Here is a 12,700-nt window from a genome sequence, read left to right as displayed (position 1 = left end):
AACGGGTTCTCCGCTGATTTTTCTAATGCACACCGGCCATATGTCGGCTCACCCATGGTGTGAGTGCGGCGACGATCAGACCGGCACAGATCGCTACTGCTCCGGTGATGCCGAAGTACGCGAATTCGTGGTCCGCGTCATAGAACCGAGCCAAAGTACCGGACATCGAGGTTCCGATGCCAACGGAGAAGAAGTACAGCGCCATCATCTGGGCCCGGAACGCCTCGGGCGCCAACTGCGTGGTGACCGCGAGGCCGATCGGAGAAAGCAGCAGCTCGGAGACCGCGAATGCGCCCATGATGAGCAGTACCGCCAGCGCGGGCACCGATTTGCCGCTGCTCCCCGCGAACAGCACGAACAACCAGAACGCCAATCCCATGCCGATGACGCCGAGGGCGAATTTGCGCGGTGTGCTGGGCGCGCGATTGCCCAGCTTGGTCCACATCAGCGCGAACAGCGGCGACAGGCAGATGATCCACACCGGCTCGACCGAACCGATCCAGTTCGACGGCGCGGTCCAGCCGAAGATGGTCCACTTCATCCGCTCATCGGAGTACACCGCGAGGACCGTGAAGATCTGCTGGAACAGCGACCAGAAAACCGCATTCGCGATGAACAGCGGAATGAAGGCGCGTACCCGGCTGCGCTCGACGGGCGTCACCTTGGCGCTGGTCAGCATCAGTACGAAATAGGCGAGCGAGGCCGCGATGATGACGCCGGTGGTGACCTCCGAGAGGTTGTCCAGGTTGACCAGCCCGGTGATCAATGCCAGCGCGATCACGATGGCCGTACCGGCCACGATGCCGAGGATCGGCCCGGCGGCGTTGCGCGGCAACGGGTTGGGCACATGCCTGCCCGCGGTGCCGAGATTGCGCCGGAACACCACGTACTGCGTCAGACCCAGCGCCATGCCGACCGCGGCCGCACCGAAACCGTAGTGAAAGCCCCAATTCCGTTGCAGCAGACCGGTGAGCAGCGGACCGACGAACGCACCGAGGTTGATGCCCAGATAGAACAGCGTGAAGCCGCCGTCGAACCGTGGATCACCGGGCCGGTAGAGGGTACCCAGCAGGGAGGACGCATTGGCCTTCAGTCCGCCGCTGCCGAGCGCGACCAGCACCAGACCGACTCCGACACCGCTCAGTCCGGGCAGAATCGCCAGCGCGATATGCCCGGCCACCACCACGATGCCGCCGTAGAAGACGGTGCGCTCCATGCCGATCAACCGGTCGGCGATCCACCCGCCGAGCACCGTGGACAGATACACCAGCCCGCCGTACGCGCCGACGATCCCGACACCGGTGCTCTGCGATAGACCGAGTCCGCCCTCGGTTGTCGAGTAGTACAGGTAGTACCCGAGGATGGTGAGCATTCCGTAGAACGAGAAGCGCTCCCAGAGTTCGACTCCGAAGAGATTGGCCAACCCGATGGGGTGACCGAACAGGGTCGGCTCCCTAACTGGTTGCTCAGCCATTGCTGCGTCGGACATGCTCAGACCCTCCCATATGGGTAGGGAATTTCCGGCATCCTGAACAAAGTTTCCCTGCTCACGGCCGATATGGCCGGACATGCCAGAACTACCGCCGGAGCAATCTGCCAACCGATACGTCCATCTTGGAAGTACCGGTTCGGTGCACCTACTCAGCGAATCCGAGGCAACGTCGAATATTCGTCGACCACACTCGGTGACCCACAGCACTCGACGAGAAAACCGGAGAATTTCCCGGTAAAGTTCGCCTCGCTGGACGGGGAAACCTCGTTTGTTGGCTGGACGGGGGAACCTGATGAAGCGCTCGAGCGCCCATGCGGCGCTGCTGCTCGCCGTGATCGGCGCGCTGCTGTCGCTGCTCGGCAGCGGGTGCGCGTCGGTATCCGCGGTGGACGCCGAGCCCGTCGTCGGCGCACTGCCGGAACCCCCGCTGACAGCCAATACGCTGCACGCCGAGCTGCGTTTGCCCCCGCTGCGGTGTCAGCTGCCGTCGATCGAGATGAGCGCGGCGGGCCAGCGGCAATTCGTGCAGACCGAGCTGGACTGCTTGACGAAGGCCTGGGATCCGGCCCTGCGTGCCGCGGGTATGGGCCTCGCGCCGCTGCAACTCGTGGTGGTCGACAATGCGACGACCGGCTGCTCGAAGCAGGTCCAGTCCACCGATCCCGCGTTCTACTGCGGTGGCAATGTGTACTGGCCGACCGACGATCCCATCCATCGGGGCTGGGGTTCACAACTCGGGCAGTACCTGATGTTCGTCGTGATGCACGAATACGGCCACCACCTGCAGTCCTCCACCGGCATCCTGCGCAGCGCCGATCGAGATATCGATTCTGCGGGCGAGAAGTCACCGCTCGGCCTGGAACTCAGCCGACGCATCGAACTCCAGGCCCAGTGCCTGGCCGGTGTGATGCTCGCGGCAGCTCAGTCCGGTGGCATGCTGACCCCGGCCGAGGCCGTGGATTTGATCGATATCCAATCCGATACCGAGGAGGATCCGACCCACGGCACCGGCGTGAACAGCCGACGCTGGGTCGAATCCGGTTACCGCGGCGCTTCGACGGCATCGTGCAATACCTGGGCTGCCGCGCTCGACGAGGTGGAGTGACCCAGCCTCAGGTGATGGACAGGGCGATGCCGTCGAGGATGTCGTGTTCGCTGACGATGAGGGCGGAAATGTCGGCGCGGCGGGACAGTTCGTAGGCGAGCACCTCGGTGATGACGGCGCCGCCGCCGATCACATCGACGCGGCCGGGATGCATGGGGCCGAGGGCGGCGCGCTCGTCGTGATTCATGCCGATCAGGCGATCGCAGACCTCGCGCACCTGGTCCAAGGTGAGACTGGTGAGATGGACTCGCTCCGAATCGTATTCGGGCAGATCGAGGGCGACTGCGGCGATCGTGGTCATGGTGCCCGCGACGCCGACCCAGGTGTGCGCGCCGTCGACGGGGACCTTGGCGAAGGCCTCATCCAGTCGTTCGGTGGCGAACTCCCGTGCGGCGGCGACCTGTTCGGCGGTCGGCGGGTTGCCCGGCAGGCATCGCTCGGTAATGCGGACGCAGCCGATATCGGCGGAGAATGCGGCACGGACACCATCGCTGTCGCCGACGACGAGTTCGGTGGAACCGCCGCCGAGATCGACGACAACGAAAGGCCCTGCCTCGCTCGCCAATTCGCCGACCGCGCCGGTGAAGGACAGCCGCGCCTCCTCGTCGCCGGTGATCACCTCGGCCTCCGCGCCCGCCACCACGGTGCCGAGTTCGGCACGGGCCATGGCGAAGAAGTCCTCGCGGTTGGCCGCATCGCGCGTCGCGGAGGTCGCGACCATCCGCACTCGACCGACCCCCGCCTCCCGCATCAGCGCGGCATAATCGGCGAGCGCGACCCTGGTGCGCTCGATCGCCTCCAGCGCAAGCGCCCCCGTCGCATCCACCCCCTGCCCCAGCCGCACAATGCGCATCTCCCGGTGCACATCCGCCAACCGCCCATCGCCGAGCACCTCGGCGATCAATAGTCGAATCGAATTCGTCCCGCAGTCGACTGCCGCTACCCGATCGCTCATTGCTCAGCTCCGCTCATTTGACATCCCCACGGCTGAGGCCGGGGGATTCCAACCTTGACGGTCGGAGGTTCCTGCTTCACAGACCGCCCAACGGCGAGGTCTCCACAGGCTGTCACCGCCAGCCCGGCGGCGATAATGTTCTTCACCGCGTTCACGTCCGCGGTCTCACAATGTCCACAGCTGGTACACCGGCAAACCGCTTGGCTCTCACGGCTGACCGGGTCCACACTACGACAGCGAGAGCACGTCGATATGTGTACGCAGCCGGTATCTTAACGATTTGTGTGCCCGGGTAGCGGGCAGCGTTGCCCAACGCCAGTTATGGCGCGTCCCACTAACTATCGCAAATACGTTCGAGCTCGAGCCGGTGGTTTGCGCGCTACGTTCCTCCGAGCGGCGGCTCGTATTTCGGCCAGTCGGCGGGGATTGCGGTGCCGCGGAGGCCGTGGTCGGCGGCCATGGCCACTGCTTCGTCGCCGAAGGGGTTGACGCCCGGCCCCTTGGCGAGGGCGTGGGCGATCAGGACGTGCAGGCATTTCACTCGTTCGGGCATGCCGCCGCCGGTGAAATCGGTACCGAGCGATTCGATTTCATCGCGCTCGGCCAGGTAGCTCTCGTGGGCAGCGCGGTAGGCGGCGGCCAATTCCGGGTCGGTGGCGAGGCGTTCGGTCATCTCCCGCATGACGCCCGCGGATTCCTGCCTGCTCGCCTCTGCGGTGAGGCGGGGATCGGTCAGGTAATAGAGGGTCGGGAAGGGAGTGCCGTCGGGCAGCCGCGGCGCGGTCTTGACCACCGCGGGCAGCCCGTCCGGGGTACGGTAGGCGACGGCGAGTACGCCGCGCGGTTCGCGTCCGAGCTGTTTGGCGATGATCGCGAGATCGCGGTCGTTCGGTGCGGTCACCTGGGTCCTTCCGGTGCTGGCTGCGGCGCGGCGGGCGGCGCGTGCTGAGACCCAGCGGGCGTCGGGGCCTGCTGCGGTTGCGAAATACTGCGCCACAGGTCGGTGTACCAGGGCTCGGGCGCCTTCGACTGGGTCGGTGCGGCGGGCGGCGCGGGCGCTTCGATACCCGGCACCTGGACGATATACGGCGTCTCACCCGGCATGACCAGCCGCAACCGGTCCCTGGCCTCGGAGCGCACGTAGGCCGGATCCTGTTGCTGCGCACGGCGATCCCGCAACTTTGCGAGATCGGCCTCGAGTTCGATGCGCTCCTGCGCCAGGTGCGCGGCCTCGGCGCGCTGGGTGAAATAGGTGCGCAGCGGCACGGCCAGTGTCAGTGCGAGCGCGCACACGACGATGGCCAGGATGACTGCCTTACCGGTGGACAGACCGAGGATGGTGCGATCGTGCTTGTCCTCGTGCCCGCCGGAGCGCAGCCCTATCTTGTGCGGCTTGGCCCTGTCGGCGGATTCGGACCGCCGCCGGGTCGTCCGCTTCGGTGCGGCCGCCGGTGATTCGGCGGCCGGGCGCGATCTGGCAGAGCGCGACGTGCGGCGGTTCCCACGTCCGGCCGGACTGGATCCACGCGCACGTCGCTCTGTCATACCGCTCCCCTAGCTGACTAGCCTTCGAACGCGAACCGCGGGAAGGCGACGTCGCCCGCGTACCGTGCCGAATCGCCGAGCGCATCCTCGATACGCAGCAGCTGGTTGTACTTGGCGACGCGCTCGCTGCGCGCCGGGGCGCCGGTCTTGATCTGGCCGCTGCCGACCGCGACGGCCAGGTCGGCGATGGTGGTGTCCTCGGTCTCGCCGGAGCGGTGGCTCATCATCGTCTTGTAGCCGTTGCGGTGCGCGAGCTCGACGGCATCCAAAGTCTCGGTGAGCGTGCCGATCTGGTTGACCTTCACCAGCAGCGCATTGGCCGCGCCCTTGGTGATGCCCTCCTCCAGGCGCTCCGGGTTGGTGACGAACAGGTCGTCGCCGACCAGCTGCACCTTGTCACCGATCTGGTCGGTCAGCGCGACCCAGCCGTCCCAGTCGTCCTCCGACAGCGGGTCCTCGATGGAGACCAGCGGGTAGGCGGTGAGCAGTTCGGCGTAGAACTGCGCCATATCGGCGGCCGAGCGGACGCTGCCCTCGAACTTGTAACCGTTGCCCGCGGTGTAGAACTCGGTGGCGGCGACATCGAGCGCGAGCGCGACATCGGTGCCCAGCTTCAGGCCGGTCTTCGCGATCGCGACACCGATCAGGTCGAGCGCTTCCTTGGTGCCCGCGACAGACGGCGCGAAACCCCCCTCGTCACCGAGACCGGTGGACAGACCCTTGGACTTCAGCACCGACTTGAGCGCGTGGTACACCTCGGCGCCCCAGCGCAGCGACTCCTTGAAGGTGGTCGCGCCGATCGGAGCAACCATGAACTCCTGGACGTCGACGCCGCTGTCGGCGTGCGCTCCACCGTTGAGGATGTTCATCATCGGCACCGGGAGCACATGCGCATTCGGGCCACCCAGGTAGCGGAACAGCTCCAGACCCGAGGATTCGGCGGCGGCGCGGGCCACCGCGAGCGAGACGCCGAGCAGGGCGTTCGCGCCGAGGCGGGACTTGTCCGGGGTGCCGTCCAGATCCAGCAGGACCTGGTCGACCGTGCGCTGCTCGACCGCGTCCAGGCCGATGACGGCGGGCGCGATCTCGTCGAGCACACCCTCGACGGCCTTCTGCACACCCTTGCCGCCGTAGCGCTCGCCGCCGTCGCGCAGTTCGACGGCCTCGTGCTCACCGGTGGAGGCACCGGAGGGCACGGCAGCCCGGGTCAGGGTGCCGTCGTCGAGGGCGATCTCGACCTCGACAGTGGGGTTTCCGCGGGAATCCAGGATCTCGCGAGCTCCGACCTGTTCGATGATGGCCACGAAAACGACACTCCTTCGGCTGTTGGCACGGTAGGTCTGACGGGAAGGGCCGTGCGCTTGCGAGCCTAGCGTCCTCGCGCATTGCGCAGTAACCGGCACTCCGACGAATCGCTTCGCACTGTCGCGATAAGCACCCGTTGTTTCCTCCAAGAGGTGCTCATGCGCGGCGCCCGACGCTGTACGCGGCGGCGCGATCGCGGACGGTCAATAGATAGGCATTCGACTGGTTGTAGGTCAGCAGAGCCTGCTGCCAGCCGCGCTCGGAGGTCAGATCGCCGCCGCTCGCGCACAGATAGCGGGCCGCCGTGAGGGCGGCGTCATCGATATTCTGCGGATCGGCGACGCCGTCGCCATTCGCGTCGACACCCCAGCGCTTCCAGGTCTCCGGAATGAATTGCAGTGGGCCCAGCGCTCTGTCGAACTCAGGGTCGCCGTCGAGCTTGCCGCCGTCGGTGTCCTTGACCAGCGCCACACCCGGCGCACCGTTCAGTGGGATGCCGATGATCGGCGGGCGCACCGTGCCGTCCGCATCGACCTCCGAACCGCGATGGGTGCCGTGCTTGCTCTCCACACTGGCGATCCCCGCGATGGTGGTCCAGGCGATCCCGCAGTCCGGCCGGGACCGGCCCATGATCGCCGCGGCATAGCCGTACGCCTCCAGCGAGACACTCGGAATGCCGAGTTTGCCGGATTGCTCGTCGGCCCAGTCGCGTAACTGCACGGCGGTGCGGCCGGGCGCATCCAGATCGATCAGCGGCAGCGGCGTACCGGGACCGGGCGGGATGCCCTCGGGAATGGGCGGAAGATGGCGTTCGGCGCCGCAACCGGCAAGTACAAGGATCACCATTGCGGCGACCAACACGCCGATCAGCTTCGCGAGCATTCCTCCATCATCCGGATACGAACGACCATCCCCTCGATGCACGCGTCGCGGCAAGACCAGCGCCATGTACCCCTCCCCTGCAGACCCCGCATGCCCGGTGGTCACGCGCTCCGTCATCCGAGATTACCGAGCAGATCGCCGATAACGCAGCAGCCGATTCGTCCTCGCAGAACTACCATGCATGGCGCACAAGCTGTGTGCGGGAAACGCCTAGCCGAGGAGTTCGTGGGTCGCGGTGTGCGCCGGGGCGGTGAGGACCGCTGTCGCCGAGCCGGATTCGACAATGCGCCCGTGGTCCAGGACGACGAGGTGGGAGCAGTGTCCGGTGACCAGCGTCATGTCGTGGGTGATGACCAGCAGGCCGGTGTCGTGTTCGGCGCGGATGCGGTCCAGCAGGGTCATGATCGAGACGGCGGTGTCGTGGTCCAGCGCCGAGGTGATCTCGTCGCAGACCAGCACGGCTGGTTCGGCCGCTAGCGCTCTGGCGAGCGCCACCCGCTGGCGTTGGCCGCCGGAGAGTTCGTGCGGGTAGCGGATGGCGAGCTCCGGTGCGAGTTCGACCGAGTCGAGTAGGTCGGTAATGCGCTGCGCCAGTTGCCGTTTCGGTACACTGCCGATTCGGCGCAGCGGACGGCCGAGCGTCTGGGCGACGGTGCGCCGGGGATTGAGCGCGGACCGCGGGTTCTGCGTGACCAGCTGAATACCATTGCGGCCGTTGCGAGCTCGTCGACGGGGGCCGATCGGGATCGACTCACTTCGCAGTTCCAGCGATCCGGTCGCTGCCCGGTGCAGACCGGCGACAACCCGCGCGAGAGTGGTCTTTCCCGCCCCCGACGCCCCGACGATGGCCAGTGCCGCGCCGCCCGGCAGCACGAAATCGATATCCGCCAATACCTCGTGCCCGTCGATCGTGGCACCGATGTCCTGACCGCGCAGGACGGGTTCCGCAACCAATTCGACTGTCCTGGAGCGCACAGCTACCGCACCCTGTCCTTCGCTGGACCGCAGAGCCGAGTCCCCGGTGTCGTCCGCTGGACCGAGTCGCAGCTCCGGAACCAACGCCACCCGCACGACCGATGTGGCATCCCCGTTCGATTGCGGTGAATTCGACATACCGGAACGAGTCGGCACGGGTGTGCGGCCGATCTCATCGGTATGCACCGCACCCAACTCGACCACGTCATCGGCGATCGCATGAATAGTCGCGGTGTCGTGCCCGGACAGCAAGATTGCCGCAGAGCGCTGCGCGGCGATATCGGCCAGCAGACGGGCGATTTCGGTGCGGAGGGAACCGTGCAGCCCGGCCAAGGGTTCATCGAGTACGAGAATTCCGGTGTGGCGAACCAGCGCACGCGCGAGGGCCACTCGGCGCTGCTGACCGCCGGAGAGCTCGCCGGGTCGGCGGCGCAGGTGTTCGTCGGACAGGCCGACCAACTCCAGCGTTTCGGCCACGGCGGCAGCGGGGTGGCGAACCTCGTCGAGCAGGGAACGCACACGCATCAACGGATTGAGGGCCGAACCGGGATCCTGTCCGACATAGGCGATGCGATCACGCCGGAACCGTTGTAGTGCGGCAGGATTCAATGCGAATACGTCCTGCCCCGCGACCACGGCCGAACCCGCGGATCGCCGGGCGCCCGTTGGCAGATGCCCGAGCAGCGCCCGCATCAACGTGGTCTTGCCCGACCCCGACGGACCGGTCAGGGCGGTGACCTTACCCGCCGCGACGCTGAAACTGGTGGGCTCGAACAACTCCTGACCATTCGATCCGCATACGGTCAGCGCATCGATGACGACAGACGCATTCATCCCCGCTCCTCCAACGCATTGTCTGCGACCGGCGACTCCGCACCGGCCGGTCCCAGCGACTCGGAACCGCGTGCCCATCGCCGCGGCCGGTGCTGATCGAACGAGGTCACCGCGAGATTCACACTGACCGCGACCACCGCGATCGCCAGGCTCGGAGCCAGCACCGACCAGGGGTTCAGGAGCATGCCGGAGGAGTTCTCGCGCACCATGACCGCCCAGTTGCTCGCACCGAGCGTGGTCGGCAGTTGGAGGAACGATGCGGTGCTGACCACATACACGCCCTCGACGAAGCGAAGACCGAGTTGGGCGGCCAAGACCTCGCGCAGATTCGGAATCACCTCACGGAATACCAAGTGCGGCAGAGTTTCACCGCTCGCTTGGGCGGCCTCGACATAGCCGCTGGTGGCGACGCCTGCCGCAGCCGCCGCGAAAACTCTTGCACAGTACGGAGTTCCGAAGAGCAGTGCCACCACGACCAGCCCGTAGACGCCCGCATCCGGCCAGGCCGTCAGCACCAGCAGGATCCCGAGTACGGCCGGGAGCAGGATCGCGAAATCGGCGACGCCCTCGATCAACGCACCGACCCGAGGACGCAGTGCCGCGACCGCACCCAGCACGCACGACAACCCGGTCACCGCGACCGCGATCACACCCGCCAGCAACAGCAGACCCCAACCGCCATAGAGCAGTTGCGCCAGCACATCCCGTCCGAGTCGGTCCGTGCCCAATGAGGTGTCCGCACCCGGCCGCCCGAACGGTATCCCGACCGCCTCCTCAGCAGGCCGAGTCGCAAGGCTCGGCCCGAGTGCAGCAGCGATAACCACCACCAGCGCGGGCAATACCGTGAGGAATCTCTTCACCTGCGACCTACCCACCGGATTCCGTTGCGCGCCGGTCATATCCGCCCCCGCGATGCCCAGGCCCGAATCCCGTCCGCCATGGCCAGCATCGCCATGATGACGATCCCGGTCAGCGCGACCACCGCGGCGATCAGCGTGGTGTCCCGATCGGCCACCGACCCCGCGAGCACCGCACCGAGTCCCGGGTAGTTGAAGATGGTCTCCACCACCAGCGCACCTCCGAGCAGCATGCCGACCGTGGTCGCGAAACTCGCCACAATCGTCGGCAGCGCGAACGGCAGGACATGCCTGGTGAGCACGGTGGTCGTCGAAAGTCCGTCCAGCACCGCACTTTCCACATGCGGCGAGCGCGCGGAATCGAGCAGGGCCGCGCGCACCACCCGGGTGTTCCAGCCGGTCTGCGGTATCGCCAGTGCGAGCACCGGCAACACCAGCATGTCCGGACTGGCCGGAAATCCGGAACGCCCGGTAATGGTGACAGCGGGCAACCAACCGGCGCCCAAGGAGAACACCAGGATCAACAAGGTCGCGATGACGAACTCCGGAATCGCCGCCGCCGCTGTGGTAGTCGGCTGCAGGAACCGGGTGGCCGCGCCCCGCCGCGTCGCCCACCAGCCGCCGAGCAGCAGCGACGCGACCACGGTCACCAGGAAGGCGAGCCCGCCGAGCAGCAGCGTCGGCGGGAATTTGTCGGCCAGCAGCTCATTGATCGATCGCCCACGCGCGGTGCGGCCGAAATCACCGGTCGCCACACCGGAAATCCACTCGACGAACCGCACCGGCAGCGGCCGGTCCAGGCCCAGTTCGTGTTCCTTCGCCGCGATCTGCTCCGCGCTGGCGTCGCGGCCGAGCACCGCGCGGGCGGAATTGCCCGGCAGCAGATCGACGGCCGCGAACACCGTCGCCAGCAACGCGACCAGCAGGAGGACGCGCCGGATGAGGAGTCGGGCGAAGGACATCACTCCGCGAGCCAGGCCCGTTCCAATTGCACCCTGGCGAAGCCGCCCAGGGTCGGCACATCGCGCACCCGGGATGTCGCGATATCGATGCCGTCGGCCATACCCCACACCAGATAACCGCCGCGGGCGTACTGAATCCGCTGCACTTCACGGCAGGCAGTTCCGTATGCCGAGTCATCGGGCGCGGCAAGCGCTTTCGCGGTGGCCGCATCGAATTCGGCATCCTTGAAGGCGGTTTCGTTGCGATTGGATGTCGAGGACATCAGCTTGGTCGCGAAGAACAGCGTGGAGTCATTGGTGCCCCAGGAGACGGTGTAAAACGGCGCCTTCAACCACGTCTGGTCGTAGAACGTATTCGACTCCTGCGTCACGACATCGAGGCGCAGCCCGATATCGGCCAGCTGGGTGGCGATCACCTTCGCCGATTCGACCTCGCCGGGGGCCTCGGCCTTGGTGAGGAACTGGTAGCTGCGCCCGGTATCGAATCCGGCATCGCGCAGCAGCGTCTTGGCCCGGTCCACATCGCGGCTGCGCTGCGCAATGGTGTTGTCGTACAACGGATCACCAGTACCGAGGATGTCATTCGCGACGGTGCCGTATCCCGAATGCACCTGATTCACCAGGGCCTTGCGATCGACGCCCAACCGGATGGCCTCGCGCACCCGCGCATCGGCGAACGGCCCGTCGGAGGTCCGCATCACGACTCCGACCATGGTGTCGTTCGACCGCCGCACCACCCGCAGATCACCGCGTCCCTCGGCGGTACGTCCCGCGATCGCACCGACATTCGAGGCCAGATCGATCTGCCCGCCGAGCACCGCATTGCCCAATGCAGTCACGCTGTCGAACATGGTGACCTCGATGGCATCCAGCAGTGGCGCCGGACCGAACCACCGGTCGTTGCGCACCAGCCGGGCATTGCCACCCTGATAGGACTCCAACCGGAACGGCCCGGTACCGATGACCTTGGTGAAATCGGTGGTGTCCTTCTTGACCGTGAAGGTCATCAACCGAACCAGTAGCGGCAGTTGCGAATTCGGTTCGGGCAGCGCGATCACCACCCGGTTCGGACCGTCCGCCGTGATGTCCTCAACCGCGGCAGGCATTTTCGACGCACCGCCGACGGTCCGCAGGCGACGCAGCGACCACACCACATCATCGGAGGTGACCGGGGTTCCGTCGTGGAAGGTCGCACCGTCGGCGATGGTGAAACTCCAGCGGCGCCGCTGCGCGTCGGCTTCCCACCGACTGGAAAGGCGCGCAGCAACATTCGGGTTCGCGCCCGGTACGGTGAGCGCGTCGTACACCAGCGAGGTGATGAGGAAGTCGCTGTCATTGCTCAGATTCGCATGCGGATCGCGTTCGATTCGCGCCGCGCTGCCGAGCGCACCGACCCGCAGGGTGCCACCGCGCCGCGCAGGGCCGTCCGAATTGCCGCCGTCCGAACATGCGGCGACCAACAGCACCGCGCCGACACCGAGTCCCGATCGCAGGAGTTGTCGTCGATTCCATTCCATGGTGCTGCCTTCCTCGAACTTCAACGAGTTACCCGCGCGCGACCCGCAAACCCTAGCGAATCTAGCTAGGACAGGCTAGCCTAATAGGGTTCCGGCCGTTGAGTTTTGCCGCACCACAGCTACCAGCCACCACCCCGAAGGCAATGCCGCAAATTTGCTACAGCTAGCCGCGGCAGGCTTCGACCCCAGCCATAAGCGGTCGCTATTTTTACGACTCGCTTAGGTAAGGCTTGCTTAACTCGGCCGGAGCCACTAGCTTCGCAGATCGAAT

11 protein-coding genes are annotated in these 12,700 nt (G+C 66.4%); 1 reads left to right on the top strand and 10 read right to left on the bottom strand.

Annotated features, from left to right (window positions below):
• Window positions 1–22 precede the first annotated feature (22 nt).
• The gene (locus ACQPZ2_RS07460; protein WP_433524872.1) at window positions 23–1,489 is read right to left on the bottom strand and encodes a peptide MFS transporter; all 1,467 of its coding nucleotides are present in this window, start codon (window positions 1,487–1,489) and stop codon (window positions 23–25) included.
• A gap of 295 nt (window positions 1,490–1,784) precedes the next feature.
• On the opposite strand from ACQPZ2_RS07460, the gene ACQPZ2_RS07455 reads away from it, so the two are divergent.
• Complete coding sequence (locus ACQPZ2_RS07455; RefSeq protein ID WP_433524871.1) at window positions 1,785–2,597, top strand: neutral zinc metallopeptidase; 813 nt, start codon at window positions 1,785–1,787, stop codon at window positions 2,595–2,597.
• 7 nt (window positions 2,598–2,604) lie between these two features.
• On the opposite strand, the gene ACQPZ2_RS07450 is transcribed toward ACQPZ2_RS07455, so the two are convergent.
• From ACQPZ2_RS07450 to ACQPZ2_RS07410, 9 genes are all read right to left on the bottom strand, one after another.
• Window positions 2,605–3,552 (bottom strand): exopolyphosphatase, encoded by a 948-nt coding sequence (locus ACQPZ2_RS07450; RefSeq protein ID WP_433524870.1) that lies wholly within the window; start codon window positions 3,550–3,552, stop codon window positions 2,605–2,607.
• Window positions 3,553–3,931: 379 nt separating this feature from the next.
• Window positions 3,932–4,453, bottom strand: a complete 522-nt coding sequence (locus ACQPZ2_RS07445) for a DUF501 domain-containing protein (protein ID WP_433524869.1) — start codon at window positions 4,451–4,453, stop codon at window positions 3,932–3,934.
• Window positions 4,450–5,097, bottom strand: coding sequence for an FtsB family cell division protein (locus ACQPZ2_RS07440; RefSeq protein WP_433524868.1), 648 nt, complete (start codon window positions 5,095–5,097; stop codon window positions 4,450–4,452). Before ACQPZ2_RS07440 ends, ACQPZ2_RS07445 begins: the two co-directional genes overlap by 4 nt.
• A 17-nt stretch (window positions 5,098–5,114) precedes the next feature.
• Complete coding sequence (gene eno, locus ACQPZ2_RS07435; protein WP_433524867.1) at window positions 5,115–6,401, bottom strand: phosphopyruvate hydratase; 1,287 nt, start codon at window positions 6,399–6,401, stop codon at window positions 5,115–5,117.
• Window positions 6,402–6,558: 157 nt separating this feature from the next.
• The gene (locus ACQPZ2_RS07430) at window positions 6,559–7,284 is read right to left on the bottom strand and encodes a lytic transglycosylase domain-containing protein (protein WP_433524866.1); all 726 of its coding nucleotides are present in this window, start codon (window positions 7,282–7,284) and stop codon (window positions 6,559–6,561) included.
• A gap of 210 nt (window positions 7,285–7,494) precedes the next feature.
• Window positions 7,495–9,093 carry an ABC transporter ATP-binding protein gene (locus tag ACQPZ2_RS07425; RefSeq protein ID WP_433524865.1) on the bottom strand — a complete coding sequence of 533 codons (1,599 nt, stop codon included), beginning with the start codon at window positions 9,091–9,093 and terminating at the stop codon, window positions 7,495–7,497.
• Window positions 9,090–9,953 carry an ABC transporter permease gene (locus tag ACQPZ2_RS07420; RefSeq protein ID WP_433524864.1) on the bottom strand — a complete coding sequence of 288 codons (864 nt, stop codon included), beginning with the start codon at window positions 9,951–9,953 and terminating at the stop codon, window positions 9,090–9,092. Before ACQPZ2_RS07420 ends, ACQPZ2_RS07425 begins: the two co-directional genes overlap by 4 nt.
• Window positions 9,954–9,988: 35 nt before the next feature.
• Window positions 9,989–10,912 carry an ABC transporter permease gene (locus ACQPZ2_RS07415; RefSeq protein ID WP_433524863.1) on the bottom strand — a complete coding sequence of 308 codons (924 nt, stop codon included), beginning with the start codon at window positions 10,910–10,912 and terminating at the stop codon, window positions 9,989–9,991.
• Window positions 10,912–12,429, bottom strand: a complete 1,518-nt coding sequence (locus ACQPZ2_RS07410; RefSeq protein WP_433527350.1) for an ABC transporter substrate-binding protein — start codon at window positions 12,427–12,429, stop codon at window positions 10,912–10,914. Before ACQPZ2_RS07410 ends, ACQPZ2_RS07415 begins: the two co-directional genes overlap by 1 nt.
• Window positions 12,430–12,700: the final 271 nt, after the last annotated feature.

Source organism: Nocardia pseudovaccinii (assembly GCF_050942345.1).
Taxonomy (GTDB): Bacteria; Actinomycetota; Actinomycetes; order Mycobacteriales; family Mycobacteriaceae; genus Nocardia; species Nocardia pseudovaccinii.
Note: the sequence above shows the minus strand (reverse complement) of the source record. Positions and strands in the feature narration are given on the sequence as shown.